Annotated in this window: 21 protein-coding genes and 3 pseudogenes; 8 read left to right on the top strand and 16 right to left on the bottom strand. The window is 68.0% G+C overall.

From position 1 onward, the window contains the following. Positions 1-4: 4 nt before the first annotated feature. From GNX96_RS53275 to GNX96_RS19675, 3 genes are all read right to left on the bottom strand, one after another. Positions 5-328, bottom strand: coding sequence for an ArsR/SmtB family transcription factor (locus tag GNX96_RS53275; protein WP_279580859.1), 324 nt, complete (start codon positions 326-328; stop codon positions 5-7). Further along, the gene (locus GNX96_RS53270) at positions 321-722 is read right to left on the bottom strand and encodes a hypothetical protein (RefSeq protein ID WP_279580858.1); all 402 of its coding nucleotides are present in this window, start codon (positions 720-722) and stop codon (positions 321-323) included. Before GNX96_RS53270 ends, GNX96_RS53275 begins: the two co-directional genes overlap by 8 nt. A 641-nt stretch (positions 723-1,363) precedes the next feature. Then, complete coding sequence (locus GNX96_RS19675; RefSeq protein WP_279580857.1) at positions 1,364-1,906, bottom strand: YigZ family protein; 543 nt, start codon at positions 1,904-1,906, stop codon at positions 1,364-1,366. A 66-nt stretch (positions 1,907-1,972) separates the two neighbouring features. Between GNX96_RS19675 and GNX96_RS19670 the strand changes: the two genes are divergently transcribed. Both GNX96_RS19670 and GNX96_RS19665 read left to right on the top strand, forming a co-directional pair. Continuing rightward, on the top strand, positions 1,973-2,824 hold the full coding sequence (locus GNX96_RS19670) for an SCO6745 family protein (RefSeq protein ID WP_163569216.1): 852 nt from the start codon (positions 1,973-1,975) through the stop codon (positions 2,822-2,824). Between the two features lie 186 nt (positions 2,825-3,010). Then, entirely contained in the window at positions 3,011-3,376 is a 366-nt protein-coding gene (locus GNX96_RS19665; protein ID WP_163569215.1) for a hypothetical protein, read from the top strand. Between the two features lie 56 nt (positions 3,377-3,432). On the opposite strand, the pseudogene lon reads toward GNX96_RS19665, so the two are convergent. Continuing rightward, a pseudogene (gene lon, locus GNX96_RS19660) lies at positions 3,433-5,844 on the bottom strand (endopeptidase La). A 203-nt stretch (positions 5,845-6,047) separates the two neighbouring features. Here lon and GNX96_RS19655 point away from each other — a divergent pair. The 3 genes from GNX96_RS19655 to GNX96_RS19645 all read left to right on the top strand — a co-directional run bounded on the left by GNX96_RS19655 (position 6,048) and on the right by GNX96_RS19645 (position 8,475). Continuing rightward, entirely contained in the window at positions 6,048-6,446 is a 399-nt protein-coding gene (locus tag GNX96_RS19655) for a hypothetical protein (RefSeq protein WP_163569214.1), read from the top strand. 111 nt (positions 6,447-6,557) lie between these two features. Then, entirely contained in the window at positions 6,558-7,268 is a 711-nt protein-coding gene (locus tag GNX96_RS19650; protein ID WP_163569213.1) for an MFS transporter, read from the top strand. Between the two features lie 145 nt (positions 7,269-7,413). Continuing rightward, positions 7,414-8,475, top strand: a complete 1,062-nt coding sequence (locus tag GNX96_RS19645) for an MFS transporter (protein ID WP_390624069.1) — start codon at positions 7,414-7,416, stop codon at positions 8,473-8,475. 19 nt (positions 8,476-8,494) lie between these two features. On the opposite strand, the gene GNX96_RS19640 is transcribed toward GNX96_RS19645, so the two are convergent. The 3 genes and pseudogenes from GNX96_RS19640 to GNX96_RS19630 form a co-directional block, all read right to left on the bottom strand. Further along, on the bottom strand, positions 8,495-9,340 hold the full coding sequence (locus tag GNX96_RS19640) for an NAD(P)-binding domain-containing protein (protein WP_163569212.1): 846 nt from the start codon (positions 9,338-9,340) through the stop codon (positions 8,495-8,497). A gap of 38 nt (positions 9,341-9,378) precedes the next feature. Beyond that, positions 9,379-10,275, bottom strand: coding sequence for a hypothetical protein (locus GNX96_RS19635; protein WP_163569211.1), 897 nt, complete (start codon positions 10,273-10,275; stop codon positions 9,379-9,381). A gap of 341 nt (positions 10,276-10,616) precedes the next feature. Next, positions 10,617-12,030: pseudogene (locus tag GNX96_RS19630) on the bottom strand (acyl-CoA synthetase). 181 nt (positions 12,031-12,211) lie between these two features. On the opposite strand from GNX96_RS19630, the gene GNX96_RS19625 reads away from it, so the two are divergent. Further along, positions 12,212-13,024, top strand: a complete 813-nt coding sequence (locus tag GNX96_RS19625; RefSeq protein ID WP_163569210.1) for a polysaccharide deacetylase family protein — start codon at positions 12,212-12,214, stop codon at positions 13,022-13,024. Positions 13,025-13,097: 73 nt separating this feature from the next. On the opposite strand, the gene GNX96_RS19620 is transcribed toward GNX96_RS19625, so the two are convergent. From GNX96_RS19620 to GNX96_RS53265, 4 genes and pseudogenes are all read right to left on the bottom strand, one after another. Beyond that, complete coding sequence (locus tag GNX96_RS19620; RefSeq protein ID WP_163569209.1) at positions 13,098-13,355, bottom strand: hypothetical protein; 258 nt, start codon at positions 13,353-13,355, stop codon at positions 13,098-13,100. A gap of 57 nt (positions 13,356-13,412) precedes the next feature. Continuing rightward, entirely contained in the window at positions 13,413-14,273 is an 861-nt protein-coding gene (locus tag GNX96_RS19615) for a phosphoadenylyl-sulfate reductase (RefSeq protein ID WP_313885708.1), read from the bottom strand. Between the two features lie 173 nt (positions 14,274-14,446). After that, positions 14,447-16,092 (bottom strand): annotated as a pseudogene (locus GNX96_RS19610) (nitrite/sulfite reductase). Between the two features lie 254 nt (positions 16,093-16,346). After that, on the bottom strand, positions 16,347-16,874 hold the full coding sequence (locus tag GNX96_RS53265) for an MFS transporter (RefSeq protein WP_279580854.1): 528 nt from the start codon (positions 16,872-16,874) through the stop codon (positions 16,347-16,349). 113 nt (positions 16,875-16,987) lie between these two features. Between GNX96_RS53265 and GNX96_RS53260 the strand changes: the two genes are divergently transcribed. Continuing rightward, positions 16,988-17,143, top strand: a complete 156-nt coding sequence (locus GNX96_RS53260) for a hypothetical protein (RefSeq protein ID WP_279580853.1) — start codon at positions 16,988-16,990, stop codon at positions 17,141-17,143. Here the strand turns inward: GNX96_RS53260 and GNX96_RS19600 are convergent. Next, positions 17,127-17,588, bottom strand: a complete 462-nt coding sequence (locus GNX96_RS19600; RefSeq protein WP_163569207.1) for an MFS transporter — start codon at positions 17,586-17,588, stop codon at positions 17,127-17,129. The two genes, GNX96_RS53260 and GNX96_RS19600, sit on opposite strands and share 17 nt — an antisense overlap. Beyond that, on the bottom strand, positions 17,585-18,169 hold the full coding sequence (locus GNX96_RS19595; protein WP_163569206.1) for a helix-turn-helix domain-containing protein: 585 nt from the start codon (positions 18,167-18,169) through the stop codon (positions 17,585-17,587). Before GNX96_RS19595 ends, GNX96_RS19600 begins: the two co-directional genes overlap by 4 nt. 142 nt (positions 18,170-18,311) lie before the next feature. Between GNX96_RS19595 and GNX96_RS19590 the strand changes: the two genes are divergently transcribed. Beyond that, entirely contained in the window at positions 18,312-18,677 is a 366-nt protein-coding gene (locus tag GNX96_RS19590; protein WP_279580852.1) for an ester cyclase, read from the top strand. 12 nt (positions 18,678-18,689) lie between these two features. Here the strand turns inward: GNX96_RS19590 and GNX96_RS19585 are convergent, their stop codons facing one another. From GNX96_RS19585 to GNX96_RS19575, 3 genes are all read right to left on the bottom strand, one after another. Next, a complete protein-coding gene (locus GNX96_RS19585) occupies positions 18,690-19,202 on the bottom strand; it encodes a gamma carbonic anhydrase family protein (protein ID WP_163569204.1) in 513 nt (170 codons plus the stop codon). Positions 19,203-19,229: 27 nt separating this feature from the next. Further along, positions 19,230-20,783, bottom strand: a complete 1,554-nt coding sequence (locus GNX96_RS19580; RefSeq protein ID WP_279580851.1) for a DUF4185 domain-containing protein — start codon at positions 20,781-20,783, stop codon at positions 19,230-19,232. A 154-nt stretch (positions 20,784-20,937) separates the two neighbouring features. Continuing rightward, positions 20,938-21,813, bottom strand: coding sequence for an LLM class F420-dependent oxidoreductase (locus GNX96_RS19575; RefSeq protein WP_163569203.1), 876 nt, complete (start codon positions 21,811-21,813; stop codon positions 20,938-20,940). Positions 21,814-21,837: the final 24 nt, after the last annotated feature.

The raw sequence follows: 21,837 nt of genomic DNA, 5'->3' as shown, positions 1-21,837 counted from the left end.
CCAGTCAGCGGTGCGGGGCTAAGAGGGCTGAGCCCAGTGGGGTGACAGCGTGCAGGACGGAGTTCGCGTTGCGGATGCTGGTCAGCAGGCCGGCCTCTCGGAGCACCTTGGTGTGCTCGCTGGCGGTCGCCGCGGAGACGCCGATCGTACGGGCGAGTTCGCCCGTGGTGGCGCCGCCGCCGGCGCTGACTGCGTTAAGGACCGTGGCCCTGGTGGTGCCCAGCAGCGCCACCAAGGCGTGGTTGCTCAGCTGCGCGGCGGCGGGTCCGCAGGTGGGGTCGCCGACCGCTGGATAGACCAGCACGGGCGTCAGGTCTGGGTCAGCCATCGTGACTGGCGTTCGCCAGCAGAAGAAGGAAGGGACGAGCACCAATCCGCGGCCGTTTCAGGTGCAGGTCCTGGTCGCTCGGGAAATCCGCCTCCAACACCGGGGAACGCCAGCGCAGGGTCGGCCGCAGACTGGCCAGCAGCGCATCGACACCGCCATTCATAAGAGCGCGGGCGCGGACGGTACGGTCGCCGTCGACGCGGGCCCGGATCCGGCTGGTGAAGGGCTGTACGAGCGCACGGTGGTAGGTGATGAGCGAGTCGCCCAGCAGGCCCACCGCCGCCAGGTCGCCATCGGCCAGCGAGCGTGCCCACGGCGAGAGGTCACGGAGCCCGGAGAGGGTCTCCAGTTCGCGCCGGACCCGCTGGGCCGGAGTGTGTAGCACCGCGTCCACTCCGGCCTCGATGCCCTGCCCGTCCGGTGTGGGCGTCAGGAAGTCCGGAAAATAGGTGCATCGCGGGTTGACCGTCCCAATGACCTCGATCGCCTGCCGGACCTTGGTGGACCGAGCCGCCCATCGGGCGTGTTGCCGCCACGGATCGAAGATCGGTGTCTCCCGGGGCCTGCAACAGGTGGCTGCTGAGCACCACCTCCCACAGCGGATCCGGCCGGGTGATCAGCCGCAGGCGGGCGAAATCGTCCCCGGAGAAATGAATTCTCAACAAGGGACACCCCCTGCGGTGCGAACCCCGTCCGGGCACCGAACCCCCGTACGCCCCATCCGGTCCACCTCTCCGTTGGTCTCGGACCGTTAAAGCTATCGAACCACTCCAAGCGGTCATCTCACTCGAGAATGCGAGGTCCGGTTGGCCGAGAGGGGCAGTGCCATTTCGGGCTGAGCCGAAAACCCTGGCGCCGGCTGGGGGCGATCCGGGATCATCGCCACGCTGGGAGCGAGGGGGGAGCGGGAGACGCGGGCCGCTGCTGGGCTCGCGCCTCCCGAGCTAACGAACGTCCACAAAGGACAGATCGCCGACCGCCATTGCAGCGGCGGCGGCGTGTTCGGCGAGCCAGTCGCTGAAAGTGGAAAGATCGTTAGGAGACACCAAAATCCGCAGTCGTTACGACCGCGGAATAGTCGACACTGTCCACTGTGTACGGTGACGCGCGCAACTCGTTTTCCAGCCGGCCGGCGTGCTGATGGTCGATGGTGACGACGACCGTGTGGACCGGTCGCCGGCGGACGATCGTGGCCGTGTCGGCGGCGGCCGAGACCGCGCCGCCGTAAGCGCGGATCAGGCCGCCAGTGCCCAGCAGCACACCGCCGAAGTAGCGGGTGACGACCGCGACCACGTCGGTCAGGCCGCGGCCGCGGAGCACCTCCAGCATCGGCATGCCGGCCGTGCCGGCGGGCTCGCCGTCGTCGCTGGACCGCTGGAGCTGGCCGCTGGGGCCGAGCATGAAGGCCGAGCAGTGATGTCCAGCGCCGTGGTGGGCGCGACGCCGCTGGGCCACCACCTCGCGGGCCGCCGCTTCGCTTTCGACCGGGGCGAGCAGGCAGAGAAAGCGGGACTTTCGGGCCTGGGTCTCGATGTCGACGGCGACCGCGATCGTCACGATTTCCTGCGGTGGCGGCACGAAAGGCAGCGTAACCCGTCCGCTGGGAGAGCTGCTGACGCACGGATCGTGTCATACGGTACGCGGATGGAGACCCGTATCGCGCGCATCGCCGCCACTGTGCTGGAGCCCATTCACATCACCTGCTATTTCTCCCCGGAGACCGCCGAGCACCTGACGGCGATTGGCCTCCGGCCTGGCCGGATGGTCTATTACGCCGGACGGGCCGCGCCGATGGGCGCCGTCGGGCCGGGTGTGGTGACCGCCACGTTCTACAACTTCAGCCCTGGACCGATCGCCAAGAACATCCCGCGGGCATGGACGCTGGCGTCGCCAGCGGACGTGGTCGCGGCCAGGCTCGCCGCGGTCGACGCGGCCCTCGTCCGGCTGCTGGGGGAGGCCGGCTGTGAGAGTCCCGAGGTCGTCGAGCTAAATGAGTTGGCGCGCGAGGCAACCGCGGCCTGTACGCCGGAAGGCCGCCCGCTTTACGCCGCTTACGCCGATCTTGAATGGCCAGAAAAGCCATATCTCGCAGTGTGGCACGCGGCTTCACTGCTGCGTGAATACCGCGGCGGCGGGCACATCGCGGCGCTGGTTCAGGCCGGCATCCCGGGGCTGGACGCGCTGCTGTTGCACATTGCCACCGGCCGCTCGTTCACCCGCGAATTCGCCCAGCCCAGCCGTGGTTGGACCGACCAGGAATGGGACACCGCGGCGAAGGGGCTGGTGGAGCGCGGGCTGATCGACGCCGAAAACACCATCACCGAGGCCGGCCTCAAGCTACGCTCGGAGCTGGAGGCAGCCACCGATCGTGCCGCCATGGCGCCGTGGGAGGCGCTCGGCGAGGCGAAAACAAACCGGCTCATCGAGCTGGGTGGCCAAATCCGTGACCAGCTGGCTACTGCCGGTGCGGGTCCCAAAGGCGTGTTCGTACGATAACTCCACGCACTTTAAGGATCTGTTAATCGCCATCGGTAGTGTCGATGCTGGATGTAACTGATGGCAAGAACGGGGATGTGTGAGCGGCGCCGAAATGGCGAAGCTTGCAGCGGTCGGTGCCAGCAACAAAGGTGGTCGCCGACCGCCGCATCGGAGGTTTCACATGTATTCGCAGCGCAGGTTCGCATGATTTACGAAGTGGTGGAAGTGCTGTCCCAACGGCCGCCGGAGACGGCGCCGCTTTTCGACGCCGTCGTCGAGGCATTCGGGTGGGATCCATTGCCACGCCGAGCGGAAGTCGTTGACCGCATCGAAAGTCACGAAAATTCAGAAGGAAAACACCAGGCCGTCGAAGAAAAACTCGACGACGCGCCTGCGGTTGTGGTGTCCATCACGAAAAAAGCCCTCCTCACCGAGGGCGTGGCCACGGTGCTGCCCGAGCCGGCACCGGCGCCCCAGCCGGACACCAGTCAGCCGCGTACGCGGGTACGCAAGCCCCGGCCGCGGAAGGAATCCGAACCGCGGACTGTCTCTCTCATTCGCTCGGCATAAAAAAACAAAGAGAAAGAGCCGGCGCCCACGGGGCACCGGCTCTTTCTCTTTGTCAGTTATGCGACGAGAAATTTGGCGTTGGATTCAGCGGGAGTAAGCGCCGTCAACAGAACTTCCCGTACGTCGCTGACCGGAATGACAGTCAGGTCGGAACGGACCTCCTCAGGCACGTCATCGAGATCGGGCTCGTTGCGAGCCGGGATCAGTACGGTGGTGATGCCCGCCCGGTGCGCGGCCAGCAACTTCTGTTTGACGCCACCAATCGGCAGCACCCGGCCGGTCAGGGACACCTCACCGGTCATCGCGACATCGGACCGTACCGGCCGACCGGACAGCAGCGACGCCAACGCGGTCGTCATGGTGACACCCGCTGACGGACCGTCCTTGGGCACCGCGCCCGCTGGTACGTGCAGGTGCACGCCCCGGTGGGCCAGGTCGCCGACCGGCAGCTCCAGCTCGGCGCCATGCGAGCGCAGGTAAGACAGCGCGATCTGCGCCGACTCCTTCATCACGTTCACCCAGCTGACCGGTCAGGATCACACCTTCGGACCCGGTCTCCGGATCGGCCAGCGACGCCTCGATGAACAGCACGTCACCGCCCGCACCGGTCACCGCGAGCCCGGTGGCCACGCCCGGCAGGGACGTACGCTCCGCCGACTCCGGCGTGTGCCGCGGCCGGCCGACGAAGTCGCGCAGGTCGTCGACGCCCACCTTGACCGGCGTCTGCAGCTCTTCGGTAGCCAGTTTCGTGGTCACCTTGCGCAGCACCCGGCCGATGGCCCGCTCGAGGTTTCGTACGCCCGCCTCACGGGTGTACTCGGCCGCCAGCTTGCCCATCGCCTCGTCCGTGATGGTCACGTCCTGCGCGGTCAGGCCGGCCCGGTCCAGCTGCCGGGGCAGCAGGTGGTCGCGGCCGATGGTGACCTTCTCGGCCTCGGTGTAGCCGTCCAGGCTGACCAGCTCCATCCGGTCCAGCAGCGGCGCCGGGATGGAGTCGAGCACGTTGGCGGTGGCCAGGAACATCACGTCGGACAGGTCCAGCTCGATCTCCAGGTAGTGGTCCCGGAACGTGTGGTTCTGCGCCGGGTCCAGCACCTCCAGCAGGGCCGCCGTCGGGTCGCCGCGGTAGTCCGAGCCGACCTTGTCGACCTCGTCCAGCAGCACGACCGGGTTCATCGAACCGGATTCCTTGATCGCTCGTACGATCCGGCCGGGCAACGCGCCGACGTACGTGCGCCGGTGGCCACGGATCTCCGCCTCGTCGCGGATGCCGCCGAGGGCGACCCGGACGAAGTTGCGGCCCATCGCGCGGGCCACCGACTCACCCAGCGAGGTCTTGCCGACACCGGGCGGTCCGACCAGCGCCAACACCGCGCCGGATCGGCGGCCGCCGACCACCCCGAGGCCCTTTTCGGCCCGGCGGGCTCGTACGGCCAGGTGCTCGATGATCCGGTCCTTCACGTCATCCAGGCCCGCGTGGTCGGCGTCGAGCACCGCCGTGCCCGTGCGCGCCGGGGATGTCGTAGCTGTCCTCGGTACGGGTGTTCCATGGCAGCTCCAGCACGGTGTCCAGCCAGGTCCGGATCCAGCCGACCTCGGGGGACTGCTCGGACGTACGCTCCAGCTTGTCGACCTCGGCGAGCGCGGCCTCCTTGACCTTCTCGGGCAGGTCGGCCTCTTCGACCTTGGCGCGGTAGTCCTGCTCCTCGGTCGCGGGCTTGCCGGACAGCTCGCCCAACTCCTTGCGGATCGCCGCCAGCTGCTGGCGCAGCAGGAACTCCCGCTGCTGCTTGTCCATGCCTTCCTGGACGTCCTTGCGGATGGTCTCGTTCACATCGAGCTCGGCAAGGTGCTCACGCGCCCAGCCCAGCGCGGTCTGCAGCCGCTCGGCCACGTCAGTGGTCTCCAGCAGCTGCTTCTTCTGGTCGTTGTCCAGGTATGACGCGTAACCGGACAGATCCGACAGGGCCGACGGGTCGTCCATCTTCTGGACCGAGTCGACCATCTCTGCCACGCTGCCGCTGCTGCAGGATCGAGGCGATGACCGCCTTGTAGTCGCGGATCGTGTCCTTGCTGACCTCGTCAGCTCCGGTCTCTTCGACGACCTCCGCCTGCACCCACAAAGCGGCGCCCGGACCGGTCGTACCAGCGCCAATACGCGCGCGTGCGGTCGTACGAATGACCGCCGCCTTGCCGCCGCCGGGCAGCCGCCCGATCTGTTCGATGGTGCCCAGCGCGCCGATCGCGCCGTAGTCCCCGTCGAGCCGGGGGACCAGCAGCACCTGCGCGCCGCTGTCGGTGTTCGACCGGATCCCTGGCGTACGGACACCGTTTTCCCTGGTCCCGACCTGGGCTGCCTCGATGGCCGTGCGCGTGTCGGCGTCCGCGAGGTCGAGGGGCACCACCATCTGCGGCAGCACTACCTCGTCATCCAACGGCAGGACCGGCACGATCACTGTCTGACTCATGTGTCACGCCTCTCGTATGTGCATCTCGGACGCCCCAGAAAACTGAGCGTACTGTACTGACGCAACTGTTGTGATGCCGTTGGTGTTCCCTCGACCTTGTTCGCTCTGAGCGATCACGGTTAGGCTGGTACGCAGAATCGGGCTAACGACGCGCTGGGTGGCTGGGCAGGTGCGTCTCCTCGACGTGACTCGATGGAGACGCGATGTCTTACCGTGCCCTCGCGCGTACGGTCAGCCCGGGCTTCTTCGCCCTTGGCTTCCTCGGCCGGCTGCCGTACGCGATGGCCCCGCTGGCCACCCTTGTCCTGTTGGTCGACGCGACCGGCAGCTACACGTTCGCTGGGCTGGCCAGCGCCGCCCAGAGCATCGCGATCGCGGTCGCGGGGCCCGCCGTGGGCGCGCTCGCCGACCGGTTCGGCCACCGGCTGGTCGGTGTCGTCACCGCGGTGGGGAACGCGTTTGCCCTGGTGGGACTGGTGGTCGCTGCTGGGATGGACCGGCCAGCGATGCTGCTGGCCGCGACCTTAGCCGGTCTGTTGCAACCGCGGTCGGGCCGCTCGTACGGGTGCAGTGGCGGCGGTTGCTGGGGAGCGACCCGCTGATGCAGGCGCGCGCTGTCGTACGAGGCGGCCGCCGACGAGATCGCCTTCGTCGCCGGGCCTGCCGCGGTCGGCCTGCTGGCGCCGCTCGGCCCGGCCGTACCGGCGGTGGTGATGGCCGCGATGCTGGTCGTCGCGTCGCTGCCCTTCGCGCTGTTCTTCGCCACCCGTGAGCCAAACCGGCAAGCGCCGACCGGTCCGAGACCGGCTCTACCGCGGTGGCCGATGATCGCCCTGTTCCTCGCGATGGCCGCGATGGGGGCGATTCTCGGTGCCATCCAGACCGGCGTCACCGCGTACGCGACCAGCGCCGCCGGCCTGCTCTATGCCGAACTGGGCATCGGCAGCGCGCTCGCCGGGGTGGCCTGCGGGTGGCTGCCGGCGACTTTCGGCTGGTGGCGGCGGTACGTCGTGTTCGCCGCCACCCTGCTGGCCGGGATGACCACGTTGGCTGCTGGCGTACCGGTGCCGATCGCGATCGCCGTCGCCGGCGTGACGGTCGCGCCGTACATGATCAGCCTCTACGCCCTGACCGACCACATCGCGCCGCCGAGCCGGGCCGCGGTCGCCATGACCATCCTGTGCGCTGGCGGCCCGCTCGGCTCCGCGGTCGGCCGTGCGGTGGCCGGCCGGCTCGCTGACACGTACGGCAGCGTCGGCGCCTTCGCGGTCGCCCCGGCAGCCGCTGGCCTGGCGTTGGCGCTGGCTGTCGTGGTGGTGGTTCGCCGCGCGCGCGCAAAGAAAAAGCTCAGAACCGCCTGCGGTGAAAGGCGATCGACGCACTGGCCATGGGTGGCTAAGGTGCGCGGCATGACCTTTGGTTGACCTCGGTTTCCGGTAGCCGCGAAACCCCTGATCAGGATGGCGATCGGGTGGGCGTTTCTGGGCGACGTCGTGCCCTTGTACGCGCTCTATGCGTTGCTTTTCGCCGCCCACGGCCTGTCCCGCGCAGATCTCCGTGCTTTTCGGGATGTGGTCGGCGGTCGGCATCCTCGCCGAGGTGCCGACCGGCGCGCTCGCGGACCGGTTCTCCCGCCGCGGCGCGCTGGTCGTGGCCGGGATGCTGCAGGCCGCCGGCTACGCCCTGTGGGTTGCTTTTCCTTCTTTTCCAGCGTTCGCGGCCGGTTTCGTGCTGTGGGGCCTGGCCGGCTCACTGGTTTCCGGGACTTTCGAGGCGCTGCTCTACGACGGGCTCGCCACGGTCGACGCCGAAGCGCTGTTCGCGCGCGTACTTGGCTGGGTACGGGCCGTCGGGTTGATCGCGCAGCTGCCGGCCGCGCTCGCGACCACGGCGCTCTACGCGTGGGGCGGCTTCCCGCTGGTGGGGTGGGTCAGCGTCGGCTGCTGCCTCGGCACTTCGGTGGTGGCATCCCGGCTTCCCGAAGCCCCTCGAACAGCAGCCGACGAGCCTGAGCCGGCCACCGTCAAGCCGTCCGTGACTGGGTCGTACGTGGCGACCTTGCGCGCCGGTCTCGTCGAGGCCACCGCGCATCCGGGCGTACGTGCCGCGGTCCTCGCTGTCGCGCTGCTGACCAGCATCGACGCGGTGGAGGAATACTTCCCGCTGCTGGCCCGCGACTGGGGCGTACCGACCGGCCTGGTCCCGGTGGCGGTGCTGGGCATCCCGCTGGCCGGCGCCGCCGGCGCGTTCCTGGGTGGTTCGAGCGGCCGGCTGCGTACCGGCGCGGTGGCCGCGCTGGTCGCGGCGGCGGCCGTCGGGCTGGCCGCTGCCGGGCTGTCGCGCCAGCCGCTGGGTCTGGTCGCGGTGGCCGGCTCTTATGGGCTCTACCGGCTGGCCTTGGTGGTGGTGGACGCCCGGCTGCAGGACCGGATCGACGGCGCCGCCCGCGCCACCGTCACCTCGGTGGCTGGGCTGGGTACCGACCTCGCGTCCTTCGCCGTCTACGCGGCCTGGGCCGCCGGCGGTGTCGTACTTGTCGCCGCCCTGCTGGCCGTCATCGGCGTCTCCCTCCGCTGGCTGATCCCCCCGCGAACTCGACGTATTCGCGGTCGAAAAACGTCCGGTTCGTAGGGTGCTCAGTCGCGAGGAGTCAGAAGCCCCGGACGACGGCGGCCATGTCGTCGCTCGGGTCGCCCGCGCGGTCCATCAGGTCCTTGATGGCCTGGGCGAACGCAGGACTGCGGCCGGCACCTTCGAGGGCGGCCGCGACCAGACCGGCGTCCTTCGCGCCGCCATCGAGGGCGAAGGACGCGGGAAAGTCACCGGCGATCATCATGGCGCCCTTGAGCTGCGCGTAGCCGCTGTCCAGCGGGCCGCCCTTGATCGCGTCCAGGAACCGCCGCGGGTCGATGCCGAGGGCCTGCGCCAATGCGATCGACTGTCCAGCGGCGGTGGTCAGGGAGAGCACCCAGGCGTTCATCACGAGCTTGAAGCGGCTGGCCGCACCGGGTTCGTCGCCGAGCCGAACCACCTTGCTGGCGACCGCGTCGAACACCGGCTGCGCGCGGGTGACGAGGTCGTCGGCGCCGGCCGCGAGGACGGTCAGTTGGCCGCTCTCGGCGGGCTGCCGAGTGCCCATCACCGGCGCGTCGACGAAACCGACGCCCCGGCTCGCGGCCTTGCTCGCGAGCCTCCCGATGCCGTCGACTCCGACAGTCGTCATCTGCAGCCACAACGCGTCCTCGGCCATCGCTGGCAGGGCGTTGTCCATCACGGCGTCGACCGTGTCACCGTCGAACAGCATCGTGATGACCACGTCGGCACCGTTGACGGCCGCCACCGGCGAGTCCGCGACGGTGGCGCCGACCGCGGCCAGCGGCTCGGCCTTGTCCCGGCTGCGGTTCCAGACCGTCAGGTCCAGGCCGGCCTTGGCCAGGTTCCTGGCCATCGCGGCGCCCATGATTCCGGTTCCCAACACGGTCGTACGCAACGACATGCCCCTTCCACGTTTATCCGCAGTGTAAGAGGGCGCGATCAGAACAGCTGCCTGATGGTCTGGACGATGTCGGCGTAGAAGGTGCCGCCGACCGCGCGCAGGAGCTGGAAAGGTAGCTCCGGGCTGCCGAAAAACGGCCGCAGAGCCCAGCCCAGCTGGGTGCCGACAAAGCCGAAAAGCAGGATCCACAAATAAAGCAGCGCTGGGCTGGCCAGTTTTTCCTGTGTTCGTACGGACATCGGGCGGCTCGCCGGCGGCTGGTGCGGCTGGACGCGGTCGACGCCGGTATCGGCCAGGCGCGGCGGCCAAGGCTCCTGGGCTGGCGCCGGCACCGCGATCCACGCCTCGTCGTCGACGCCCACCATCGCCCGTACGGACAGCGCCGGCATCGGCACCTGCGGGAGTTGCGGCGGCGCCGGTGGGGTCACCGATGGCGGCCGGCTCAACCGGTTCAGGGCAGTCATGCCGGCGACCAGAAAACGCAGGCCGACCAGCGCCGTCAGCGTCAGCACGCACACGTTGAGCAGCTTGAAGAAAGCGTACTGTGGCGCGGTCACCAGGAAGAACAGGCTGACCGGCGCGAATGTCAGCGACAGCACCGAAGTGACGGTGATGGCGAGCAGCACCAAGGACAGCGTCTGGAGAAGCGAAAGCCGGGCGCCGAAAACGAGGTTGAAGAGGTAAAGCGTGGGCAGGCAGATGGCGAGGGTCACCAGGAACAGCACCGGCAGCTTCAGTGCCGACGAGACCGCCTGAGCCATTGAGCTGGAGGCGCCCAGGACGCCGCCATAGCAAGCCAGCGCGATCACCGTACTCGCCAGCAGTTGGCCGATTAACAGCCGCAGATCACGCTCTTCGTGAATCTGTCGCCAGACGCTGTCCCGGTCCCGGAGAATTCGCTCAATCACGAGAAGGTCGCGCAGGGTCCTGCGCATGGTGGCTCCTTTGCCGCCGTTGACCGGTTCTTCGTCCCGGTCGCCTTGGACACGATTGCCCCCGCTTGGCCGCCACATCCTCCGGATGCCGTGGTCAAGTCGATCACGTTACGACCATTGCGCGGTCGGCAGGGTTTTACCTCAAACTACTTTTACCGCACGGTAGGCCCCAAAGTGCCGGCGGTCCGGTCGTACGATCGGACCACCGCACGCGAGCAGGCCATTTACCGTTGCCGGCGGATTTTGGCGGCCTGTCTGGACGATTCCTTGGTCGGTCGAACAACATGACCGGTTAAGGCCGCATTCACCAGTCCGAACAAGTCGACACCGCAGACAGACTACTAGAGCAACTTCTTCTGCACCTTGCCCATTGCGTTGCGGGGCAACGAATTCAGCAGGTGCACCCGCCGTGGCCGCTTGTGTACGGACAGGTGGCCGGCGACGAAATCAATCAACACCTTTTCGGTGACAGGTTCGCGGGTCACCACGTACGCGACGATTTCCTCGCCCAGATCGTCATGTGGCGCGCCGATCACCGCGGCCTCGGCGACCGCCGGATGGGCCAGCAACGCGTTCTCCACCTCGCCGGCGCCGACCCGGTAGCCGCCAGTCTTGATCAGGTCGGTGGACGCCCGGCCGACGATGCGGTGCCACCCGTCCGGTCCGACGGTGGCCACGTCACCGGTCCGGAACCAGTCGTCGGCCGCGTACGACTCGGCGGTTGCGTCCGGCCGGCCGAGATAGCCGGCGAACAGTTGGGTGCCGCGCACCTGCAGCCCACCGACAGTCTCGCCGTCGGCGGCCAGCGGCGCGCCGGTGTCGTCGACCAGGCGGGTCTGGACGCCGTGCACCGGCAGCCCGACATACCCGGGCCGCCGCTCGCCGTCGGCGCGAGTGCTGACCGTGATCAGTGTTTCGGTCATCCCGTACCGTTCCACCGGCGGCTGGCCGGCCAGCGCGGTGAGGCGTTCGAAGACCGGCACCGGCAGTGGTGCGCTGCCGGACACCAGCAGCCGGGCGCCGGACAGCGCCCGAGCCGACGGCTCGTCCGCGCACACCCGGGACCAGACCGTTGGTACGCCGAAGTAAAGGCTGCCGCCGGCCGCCGCCCATAAGCCTGCGGCTTCGGTCGTACGGTATGCACCAGCCGGCTGCCGACCCGCAGCGCGCCGAGCACCCCGAGCACCAAGCCGTGCACGTGGAAGAGCGGCAGGCCGTGGACGAGCACGTCGTCCGGCGTCCACGCCCACGCGTCGGCCAGCGCATCCAGCCCGGCCGCGAGCGCGCGATAGGGGATGAGCACACCTTTCGGCACGCCCGTGGTGCCGCTGGTGTAAAGGATCAAAGCGGTGTCGTCCTGCGCCGGTGCCGGAAAACCGCTGGCCGAGCGGGCCGCGAGGTCGATCGGGATGGCCGCGATGGCGTCGTCCCCAGTGTGGTCTGTGCTCGTACGCCCCGGAGCCGCCAGCACGGCGGTCGCGCCGGAGTCCCGCAGGATGTGCGCGCGCGCGCGGCGTGGCCGGAATCCGGCGGCACCGGCACCACCGGCACGCCGGCGGCAAGCGCGCCGACCACCGCGACGACGGTGTGCAGGCTGGCGGTGGCGTCCACCGCGATCGCGGCCGCGCCGGCGATCCGGTCCGCGACCGCGGCCGCCGCGGCCACCAGGTCACCGGCTGACAACGGGTCGTCGCCGACCCGGACCGCTTCCGGCCGGTCGAGGGTGTGGTCGCGGTAAAGGGACGTTAACAGCACGCTGATCAACGTATCCTGGTCGTTTGGTTGCCTGTCAATGCTATGAAATTTGCCTCTGTGGCGTGCTGTGAAAGAGCTGTGGAAGCAGCGGTAGTGTCAGTCACCGTGGCTTCAAAAGGATCGTACGGAGATAACGGACATAAGCTTTCTCGTCGGGACATAATGCGATTGGGAGCGGCCGGTGCGGTCACTCTCGGGCTCGCCGCCTGCGGGCCCGACAAGCCGACCGCGAGCGGGAGTACGGGCGCTCCGGCCGGACCGACCGCGGCACCCCCCGTCGCCGTCACCATCGGCGAGCCCGTCGCCCACCCCGGCCGCGGCCAGCGCGCTCAAGCAGCAGAAAAAGGCCATTCACACGCTGCACGAATACGTCGAGTTCGTGCCCGGCGCGCAGCCCTTCCCGTCGAACGCGATCGCGCTGACGATCGACGACGGTCCGACCCCGGCCTGGACGCCGAAAGTCCTCGCACTGCTGGAGAAGCTCGACATCAAGGCGACCTTCTGTCACATCGGGGTGCAGGACAAGGGTCACAAGGCGCTCGCCAAGAGTGTCGTGAGCGAGGGTCATCACCTGGCTAACCACACGTACTCGCACCCGCTTTCGCTGCCGAAGCTGAACGCGGCGACCATCCACAAGGAGATCAACGACGCGCAGGCGTCGATCGTGGATGCCACCGGTTTCACCCCGCATCTGTTCCGGTCGCCGGGTGGTGCCTGGTCCGCCGAGGTCTTCAAGCAGGCGGCCGCCAACGGCATGGCCGCGATCGACTGGGAAATCGACCCGAAGGACTGGTCCAGGCCCGGCACCGAGCTGATCCGGCTCCGGATGCTGAAGGCCAAGCCGGGCGACATCATTCTCTGCCACGACGGCGGCGGCGACCGCTCGCAGACGTACGACGCGCTGAAGGCCGTGCTGCCGGTGCTCAAGTCCAAGGGCTACCAGTTCGTGACCCTGCCAGCCCCACCCGCCACCGGCGACAACACCACTCCCTGACCGTTAGTCGACGCGATGCGTGCGCCAGACGCACGCATCGCGACGACCCGCCAAAGCGGATAACCGGTGACCGCTACTTCGGCGGAATCGGGACTGGGTCGATGGCCGGAGCCAAGGTGCGCGCTGGGGTCGGCACCGGTGTCATGTCCGGCACCTGCGCGACCGCCGCGATCGGGTACGGCTCGCCGGCCGGCGCCTGCGCGACCGGCGGGCTGGCGATCGGGACGTTCGCCATGGCCGGCGTGGCCATCGCGAGCGCGGCCGCGACGGCGCCCGCGGCCAGCGCGCCGATGACGACCACCCGTGCCGGACCGGTGAGGCTGCGATGCATTCGGGATCCTCCATCTGTTGTGCCGGTCCCCGCACAACCAGTGCGGAACTGGCTCCACTAGGTGATCCACAGCATCGGTTTCGTGGCGATAAAACAGATACAGGGTCTGCATATCGGGCGCATATCGGCCGCGACGGAGGGCGTTGAGCAGGTCAATCTCAGCGGACGTGACAATCGGGCATTCCGGGCTCTCAGACGTGCAGGCCGCATTCGGTTTTGTCGCGGCCGGCCCAGCGGCCGGCGCGGGCGTGTTGTGTGGCCGGGCAGGACGGCCTTGGTGCAGGGCGCGCAGCCGATCGAGGGGAAGCCCTGGTACGCGAGCGGGTTGACGATCACGTCTCGTTCGGCGATGTACGCGGACACGTCGTCCGCCGTCCAGCAGGCCAGCGGGTTGACTTTTACCTTGCCGCGCTTGGCGTCCCAGCCGACGACCGGCGCGAGTGACCGACTCGGCGACTCGTCGCGGCGCAGACCGGCGCCCCAGGCCAGGTACGGCTGCAGCGCGCTGTTCAGCGGCGCGACCTTGCGCATCGCGCAGCACGCGTCGGGGTCGGGGTCACGGGCGTAGAGACTCTGCCCGAACTCCACGTTCTGTTGTGCGACGGTCAGTTCCGGGCGTACGGACACGACGTTGACGTTGAGCGTACGAGCGACCCGGTCGCGGGTCTGCAGGGTCTGTGGGAAGTGGTAGCCGGTGTCCAGGAAGATCACGTCGACGGCGGAGGGGAGTACGTCGGAGGCGAGGGTCGCCAGCACCGCGTCGCCCATCGAAGAGGTCACGCAGAACTTCTTGCCGAAGGCCGCCCAGGCCCAGCGCAGCACGTCGTGAGGGAGCGCGCCGTCCAGGTCGCGGCCGGCATCGAGGGCGAGTTCTTGCAGCTCAGAGCTAGTGCGTTGCCTCGGTAAAGTGAGGGTCATCGGGTCTCCTCGATCGACCGCGTCGCGGTGGCCGGTCGCCGGTTGGTGCCGACGAACTTCAGCTCCCACGTACGCAGGCAGGCGTCGCAGCGGTAGGTGTGAAGGTGCTCGGCCGGCGGGTCGGATGTCTTCGTCCCCGCAGTACGGGCAGTAGAACGGCGTTGCGCGCTCGCTCACGCGAGCCACTCCTCGTCGGCGCGTACGACATATTTCGCGAAGGTCTCGCCGTCTTCGCGGCGGTCCAGGTAGCCGCGCAGGATCCGCTCGCAGTAGTCCGGCAGCTCGTCAGCGGTCACCTTCAGGCCGCGGAACTTGCGGCCGAACTGCGGGTCGGCGCCGAGCTGGCCGCCCAGGTGGACCTGGAAGCCTTCGACGGATTCGTTGCGTTCGTTGCGGACCATCGAACCCTTGAAGCCGATGTCCGCGGTCTGGAACCGGGCGCAGGAGTTCGGGCAGCCGTTGACGTTGATCGTCACCGGGGTATCGAACTCCGGCAGCCGGCGCTCCAGCTCGCCATAGAGCTGCTGCGCGCGCTGCTTGGTCTCGACGATCGCGAGCTTGCAGAACTCGATGCCGGTGCACGCCATCGTGCCGCGCCGGAACACGCTCGGCTTGACCTGTAGGTCCAGCTCGGCCAGCTCGCGGGTCAGCCCGTCCACGTCGGTGACGTCGAGAATGACCAGTTTTTGCTGGGCGGTGGACCGAATCCGGCCTTTGCCGTACGTGTCGGCGAGCTCGGCGACCTTGGTCAGGATCGTGCCAGACACCCGGCCGGCGCTCGGTGCAAAACCGATCGCGTACCGGCCGTCGCTTTGTTTGTTGACACCGACGTGGTCGCGCTGCGGGCTGGCTGGCATGTCCGGCAGCGGGCCGTCGGGCAGTGCGTAGCCCAGATATTCCTTTTCCAGGACTTCCCGGAACTTCTCCGTGCCCCAGTCCGCGACCAGGAACTTGAGCCGCGCGTGGTTCCGCGACCGGCGGTAGCCGTAGTCCCGGAAGACGCTGATCACGCCGGCCCAGACCTCGGTGACCTGGTCGGGGCGTACGAACGTGCCGAGCCGCTGGGCGAAGTGCGGGTTGGTGGACAGCCCGCCGCCGACCCACACGTCATAGCCGGCCTCGCCGTCCTCGTTGTGCACGCCGACAAACGCCACGTCGTTGATCTCGTGGTTGGTGCACTGCTCGGAGCAGCCGGAGATAGACGTCTTGAACTTGCGCGGCAGGTTCGAGAACTGCGGGTCGCCGATATAGCGCTCGACCACATCGCGTACGGCGTCGGAGGCGTCGAGGACCTCGTCGTGCAGCACCCCGGCGAGGGGGCAGCCCAGGATCACCCGCGGCGAGTCGCCGCAGGCCTCAGTGGTCGACAGGCCCACCGCTTCGAGTCGCCGCCAGATCTCCGGCATGCTCTCGATCTCGATCCAGTGCAGCTGGACGTTCTGCCGGTCGGTCACGTCCGCGGTGTCCCGGCCGAACTCGGTCGAGATGCCGGCGATGACCCGCAGCTGTTCGCTGGTCATCGAGCCGCCGTCGGTGCGTACGCGCAGCATGAAGTAGCGCGCGTCCAGCTCCTCGGGCTCCAGCAGCGCGGTCTTGCCGCCCGGAATGCCGCCGCGCGTTGCGTGTAGAGGCCGTACCAGCGAAAACGTCCGCGCAGGTCGGCCGGGTCAATCGAGTCGAAGCCGCCGGGGGCGTAGATCTTCTCGATCCGTTCCCGGACGGTCAGCGGGTCGTTGTCCCGCTTGCTCCGCTCATTCGGGTTCAGTGGTTCCCGGTAGCCCAGTGCCCACTGGCCCTGGCCTCGGGTGGTGCGGGCCATGGATGTCCCTTTGTTGTGAAGGCGTGCGAGTCTCAGAGGTCGGCGACGGCCGACGGGCGCGCGCGAAAGCGCCAGGTTTATCGCAGGGGAAAGCCAATCGTCCTTACGCCGGACACGCGGCGCTACGCACGCGCTGCAGGTCAATGTGCAGGCGCACTGTCAGGAATTCTCCTGGCGACGGCATGTCACCAAGGATGCCACAACTTCCTCGGTCACGGAGATAACTGTGTTCTCCCCCGCTTGCTTAGGATGCCCTAATCCCACAGGCCGGACCGTGCGAGCGTCACCTCAGGGGTGGCGCGGCGGAGGTCCCGTACGGACAGGCAGATGGCGGCGGCCAGCAGTTCGATGGCGCCACCACCGGCGAAGGTGGGGACCAGGCCGTACGCGCTGACCGCGATGCCGGTGACGACCATGACCAGCGGCGTGACGCCCATGCTCGCGAGCGCGTTGACGCTGCCCACCCGACCGCGGAACCGGTCCTCGGTGAGGGCCTGGTTGAGCGAGGCTCCGAGTACGCCGAAAACTCCGCTTGACAGGCCGGTGAGAGCGCTCGCCGCGATGGCCGCGGCGAGGTTCGGCGCGAGCGCCATCGCCGTGATTCCGGCCGCTTCGCCGGCCGCCGCCAGTGCGATCCACAGCCCGATCCGGTCGCGGATCCGCACTTTCAGCAGCAGCGTCGCGGATGCCGCCGCACCGATCCCAAAACCGGCCAGCAGGTAGCCGATGCCGGCCGAGCCCCAGCCACGGTCGCTGGAAAGCAGCGCGAGACCGACGTTCATCGGCCCGAAAACCGAGGTTGCCGATGAAGCCGACGGCCATACTGGTCCGCAGGACCCGATGTCTCGCGAGGTAGCCGAAGCCGGCTCGCAACGCGATGAGGTAGCGCTCGGGAGTGCCGGTCGCCGCGTCCGTACGCGGTCGTACCGACGCGATGGCCAGCGCGGACACCGCGAAAGTCACCGCGTTGACGCAGCTTGCCAGCGGCAACCCGCCGACCGCGACCAGGATCCCGCCCAGCGGCGCGCCGAGCGTCAGCGCGGCTCGCTGAGTGAGCTCGCGCAGGGCGGCGCCAGACGAGAGCTGGTCGGTACGCAGCAGCCGCGGCTGCATCGAGCCGGCGGCCGGCAGGAAAAAACCGCGTCCACCGCACCGAAGACGAGCGCCACGACCACCAACAACGCGATGGTCGGCTGCCAGAGCGCGACGCCGGCGGCGGCCACACTGACCACGACCCGCAGCAGGTCGCTGCCAATCATCAGCCGGCGCGGGCCGTACCTGTCGACCAGCGGGCCGCCGAACAGCATCAACAGCAGCCGGGGGAGCGCGGAGACGGAGACGATCACGCCGGCCACCGCGGGTGTCGACTGCTGGACCGCGGCCCAGGAGAGTGCGACGTACCAGACCTGGTCGCCCAGCACGGACACCGACTGGCTGACGACGTAGCGGACGTACGGCGATTCGCGGTAGGCCGGTCTGGTCAGTGTCGTGGTCATGGCTTTTCCGGGAAGGCGTGGAAAAACAGGAAGACGGCTTCGCGGTCGTCGTCAGCGGCCAGTGGCGTACCGTCCGGATGTTTGCCCACGTCGGCCCACCGGTCCAGGACGGTCAGCAGTTCGGCGCTCAGCTGGGTCAGCTCGGCGGCGGTGAGCCGGAACTGGCTGTCGCTGGCGACCGACGCCCGGGACCACTCGTGCGTCCAGGCGTGCCGTACCTGCTCCCACTTGCTCAGCCGCTCGAACTCGTCGGCGACCATCTGGGCCTTCGCGGTGGCCGCGATCGCGGCACCCTCGGGGCCTTGGAAGTCGAGGGTGTCCCAGCTCGTCGACCCGGGTACGAGCCGCCACCAGCGCTCGCGCCGGTCGCGCGCCAACTCCGGCGCCTCGGTGATGAAACCGTGCCGCGCGAGTTCCCGGAGGTGGTAGCTGACCAGGCCCGGATCGGTCTCGGTGTGCTTGGCCAGGGCGCCCGCGGTCGCCGGGCCGAGCTGACCAAGCAGGCGATAGAGCTTGCGGCGCAACGGCTGGGTGAGCCCCTTCAGGACCTCGGGGTCGGTGATCTGTCGCTTCGGCCTCATGGCGGTCAGCATACATGCAGAAGATTAGTTCTGGAAGATTTCTTCTGGATTTTTGGTGTCATCAGGCCACACTGGTTGGCAAATGGGGAAGACCCCAGATAGCCTGTTGCAAGAGAAACGGGGATGGCCCCGTTTGGTGGAGGTGTCTGATGGGACCTGGAGACGTACACCAGGTGCTCGCGGAGAGCCGTCGCGACGGTCGCTGGGAGGACGCCTGCGCTACGTCGCTGACGAGTCGCTCGACCAGGGCAGGCGGGTCACCCGGGACGACTGGCGGCGCAAGTGGGCGGGGATGATGGCCGGCTGTCCCGATCTGGAGATCACCGTGGAGCACACCGTGGTGGACGGGGAATGGGCGGCGAACCGCTGCACCATGCGTGGAACGCACACCGGCGAGCTGTTCGGCCGGCCGCCGACGGGTGAGCGGTTCGAGTTCCGCGGCATCGACATGATCCGGGTACGGGACGGCCAGATCGTCGAACACTGGGGCTTCGCCGAGGGCTTTTAGACGGGTCGGGCGCTATTTTTTGTGGCGGCGGGCCAACTCCTGATAGATCTCGGCGTTGTTGTCGACCCATCGCGCAGCGCCACTGGACAGTGGTCCGCGTTGCTGGCCGACCGGCCCGAGGAACATCGTGCCCGGCTCGACGACCGTGTTCGGCGGCACCAGCGCGCCGCGCCGCGCCGCGACCAGCGCCCGATCGCCGATTCTCGCGCCGTCCTGCACGGTCGCGTTGTTGCCGATCAGGGCCTCGGCGCCGATCGTGCAGCCGTGTACGACGCACATGTGACCGATCGTCGCGCCCGTACCGATCTCGGTCACCGGGTCGTAGCCGCAGTGGATCACCGAGTTGTCCTGCACGTTGGCGCCGGCTTTGACGACGATCGCGGTGAAGTCGGCGCGCAACACCGCGCCGTACCAGACCGAGGCCCCGGCCTCGACCGTCACGTCCCCGACCAGCGTCGCGTTCGGGGCGATCCAAGCGTCCTCGTGCACTTTCGGCGTGACACCTTCAAACGAGTAGAGCGGCATAACTGGCACTCTACGGTCATGCACCGATTACTGGTGGTGGGGCGGGCAGGAGGTGGGGGTGAGGGAAATGTCGTCGACCTGCAGCCAGGTGTCGCCGTTGTTCGCCCAGAGGCCGGTGTAAAGCTGCAGCTGCGACTGCTGGCCGGAATTCACCGTGACCTTGAGTTGGCTGTAACCAGCCAGGTTGCCGAATTTCTGTTCGCTGACAACGGTTCCACCGGTCGTGCGCGCGCCGAAATAGCCGGCGGTGTTGTTCGCGGACGTACGCACCCAGCCCGTCAGTTGGTAAGTGGTGTTCGGCATGACCGAAACGGTTTGATAGAGGTTGTTCCAGCCCGAGTCGTTGCGCACCCAGCCGTTGTTGGCGCCGGAATGGGCAAATCCGGCGCTGCGGTCGACCCCGGCTTTGCCGCCGCTGATCCACGGCACGGCCGCACTGTTGGCGCTCTGGCCCTCAAAGCCGGGGTCGGTGACCAGGTTCGCCGGCCGCCCGTCCTGGGTGAGCGTGGTGTGCATGAGAAAGACGTTGTACGGATTCCACTGCGACATCGTGAAATACAGGTCGGGGCCGGACGACCAGGGATGCATGAATCCGCCGTAAAGCGCTGGATAGTCCACTGAGGACACCACCGTACGCGCGCCGCTCCATGGCCCGGTCGGGCTGGGCGCCTCGCGCAGCACGATCAGACCGCGCGAGTCGATCAGATACATCATCAGCCATTTGTGGGTGTATTGATTGTATTGCACCGAAAGCTCGCCGGCTGGGCCGGTCACCACTGGTACGGCCTGGGTGTCGGCGCCGGTTTTCCAGGCGATGCCGGTCCAATATTGGTACGCGGCCGGTGTCAGCGCGCTGTTTTCCGGCACCCGGGCCAGATGGACGTCGCCGAGGCGGCCGCTGGGCGTACCGAACATGTAGACGAAGCCGTCGCGGTGCACGTACGCGTTCATCTGGAACGGGTCAGTGGCGGCCGAGTTGTTCGGCCAGTGGGCGGTGGTCGGCTGGGTCCAGTTTTGGCCGTTGTCATCGGAATACGCGACGCCGGCGTAGTTGGTTTCCCACGCGCCGGCGGCGCCCCAGTGGCGTACGGACATGTAGGAGATGTAATTCCGGTTCCCGACGCTCACCCCGGCGGTGGGGATGACGGTCACCTCGCCGCCCGCGTCGTTGCTGTCTTTGCGGCAGGGGAGCAGTTGTTTCGCGTGGCCCGGCCGATCGGTGACCATGTCGGTGAAGGTCATGCCGTCGGCAAGGTGGTGGTCGGTGCTGTGCGCCAGCGCGTTGCAGCGCCAGTCCAGGGTGGCCGGATCGCCGACGCCGGCGCCAGGGCCGATCCACCCAGGGCCATAGCTGTCGCCGAAGGCGGTGAGGATCTGGCCGGTGTTGTTCTCCCAGCTGATGCCCAGGTCGGTCGCCTTGAACTGGTATTTCGTGTCGGTCTGGTTGATCGACCCGGGACCGGTCAGCTTCGCCACCAGCGTCGCGGTGGTGGGGGCGGTGGCCGCCTGCGCTGGCAGCGCGCTCAACGCGGTCGCGACCAGACCCACCACCGCGAGCAGCCAACCGGCCTTTCGTGGCATTTCTCGCCTAATCGACATGGACACCCTTGGTCGCGTACGAAAGAAAACGATTTCCGCCACCGTAAGCGACCCCTTGAGTGGTGTCAACGCGATCTCCGGTCGCGAGCAATGCCGCATTTTTGGCGCTCGAACGCCAGGAATGTGGCGGAGTGGGTTAGAAGTCGGCGACCGCCGGGATGAGACGCTCACCCAGTTGCTGGACGAGGTCCGCGCGGTGACTTTCCCGGATGGACATGTGCACGGCCTGAATGCCGAGTTTCGCGTAGTCGGCGAGTTTCTCGGCCACCTGCTCAATGCCTTGGTCGGTGAACTCGATGGGTTCCCAGTACGCCGTTGTTTTCTGGATCTCGTCGTAATCCCGCCCGACAGCGTCGCAATGCGCGCGGAGCACGTCGAGTTTGTGGGTCATGTCGGGGCCGGGGAAGATGTTGCAGGCGTCGGCGTACTGTGCGACCAGCCGTAACGTCTTCTTCTCCCCGCCACCGCCGACCAGGATCGGCGGATGGGGCCGCTGCAGGCTCTGTGGCGAGTTCAGGGGCCGGTCAAGGTGGAAGTGCTTGCCCTCGTACGGAGATTCGTCGCCCTTCCACATCTGGTGGGCGATCTGCAGGGTTTCCTCCAGCTGTTCGAACCGCTCTGAGGTGGTGGGGAAAGGTACGCCCAGGGCGCGGCTCTCGCCCTCGTTCCAGCCGGCGCCGATGCCCAGCGCCGCCCGGCCGCCGGACAGCACGTCCAGGGTGGTGACGATTTTGAGCAGCACCACCCCTGGATGCCGGTAGTGCACGCCGGTGACCTGCGTACCAAGCTGGACGCGGGAGGTGATGCCGGCCAGGAACGCGAGGGTGGTGTAGCCCTCCAGCATCTCGTTCTCGACCGGCCCGAGCATCCGGATCTGGAAGAAGTGGTCCATCACCCACAGTGAGTCGTACCCCGAGGTGTCGGCGGCTCGCGCCACCGCCGCGAGCTCCGGGCCGAGTTGGGACGGTCCGGATGGCCAGGTGAAATCGCCAATTGCCAGGCCAATTTTCACAAGAGCTCCTCATGAAAGATAATA

The organism is Fodinicola feengrottensis, from assembly GCF_010993775.1.
Classification (GTDB): Bacteria; Actinomycetota; Actinomycetes; order Mycobacteriales; family HKI-0501; genus Fodinicola; species Fodinicola feengrottensis.
This window is presented reverse-complemented; position numbering and strand designations above follow the sequence as displayed.

What these genes read in the sequence shown, in the direction of transcription:
- GNX96_RS53275 (WP_279580859.1), bottom strand. Translation starts at nt 328, where the DNA reads ATGGCTGACCCAGACCTGACGCCCGTGCTGGTCTATCCAGCGGTCGGC.
- GNX96_RS19670 (WP_163569216.1), top strand. Translation starts at nt 1,973, where the DNA reads ATGGAGACCCGTATCGCGCGCATCGCCGCCACTGTGCTGGAGCCCATT.
- GNX96_RS19665 (WP_163569215.1), top strand. Translation starts at nt 3,011, where the DNA reads ATGATTTACGAAGTGGTGGAAGTGCTGTCCCAACGGCCGCCGGAGACG.
- GNX96_RS19655 (WP_163569214.1), top strand. Translation starts at nt 6,048, where the DNA reads ATGTCTTACCGTGCCCTCGCGCGTACGGTCAGCCCGGGCTTCTTCGCC.
- GNX96_RS19650 (WP_163569213.1), top strand. Translation starts at nt 6,558, where the DNA reads ATGGCCGCGATGCTGGTCGTCGCGTCGCTGCCCTTCGCGCTGTTCTTC.
- GNX96_RS19645 (WP_390624069.1), top strand. Translation starts at nt 7,414, where the DNA reads ATGTGGTCGGCGGTCGGCATCCTCGCCGAGGTGCCGACCGGCGCGCTC.
- GNX96_RS19640 (WP_163569212.1), bottom strand. Translation starts at nt 9,340, where the DNA reads ATGTCGTTGCGTACGACCGTGTTGGGAACCGGAATCATGGGCGCCGCG.
- GNX96_RS19635 (WP_163569211.1), bottom strand. Translation starts at nt 10,275, where the DNA reads ATGCGCAGGACCCTGCGCGACCTTCTCGTGATTGAGCGAATTCTCCGG.
- GNX96_RS19620 (WP_163569209.1), bottom strand. Translation starts at nt 13,355, where the DNA reads ATGCATCGCAGCCTCACCGGTCCGGCACGGGTGGTCGTCATCGGCGCG.
- GNX96_RS19615 (WP_313885708.1), bottom strand. Translation starts at nt 14,273, where the DNA reads ATGACCCTCACTTTACCGAGGCAACGCACTAGCTCTGAGCTGCAAGAA.
- GNX96_RS53265 (WP_279580854.1), bottom strand. Translation starts at nt 16,874, where the DNA reads ATGAACGTCGGTCTCGCGCTGCTTTCCAGCGACCGTGGCTGGGGCTCG.
- GNX96_RS19600 (WP_163569207.1), bottom strand. Translation starts at nt 17,588, where the DNA reads ATGACCACGACACTGACCAGACCGGCCTACCGCGAATCGCCGTACGTC.
- GNX96_RS19595 (WP_163569206.1), bottom strand. Translation starts at nt 18,169, where the DNA reads ATGAGGCCGAAGCGACAGATCACCGACCCCGAGGTCCTGAAGGGGCTC.
- GNX96_RS19585 (WP_163569204.1), bottom strand. Translation starts at nt 19,202, where the DNA reads ATGCCGCTCTACTCGTTTGAAGGTGTCACGCCGAAAGTGCACGAGGAC.
- GNX96_RS19580 (WP_279580851.1), bottom strand. Translation starts at nt 20,783, where the DNA reads ATGCCACGAAAGGCCGGTTGGCTGCTCGCGGTGGTGGGTCTGGTCGCG.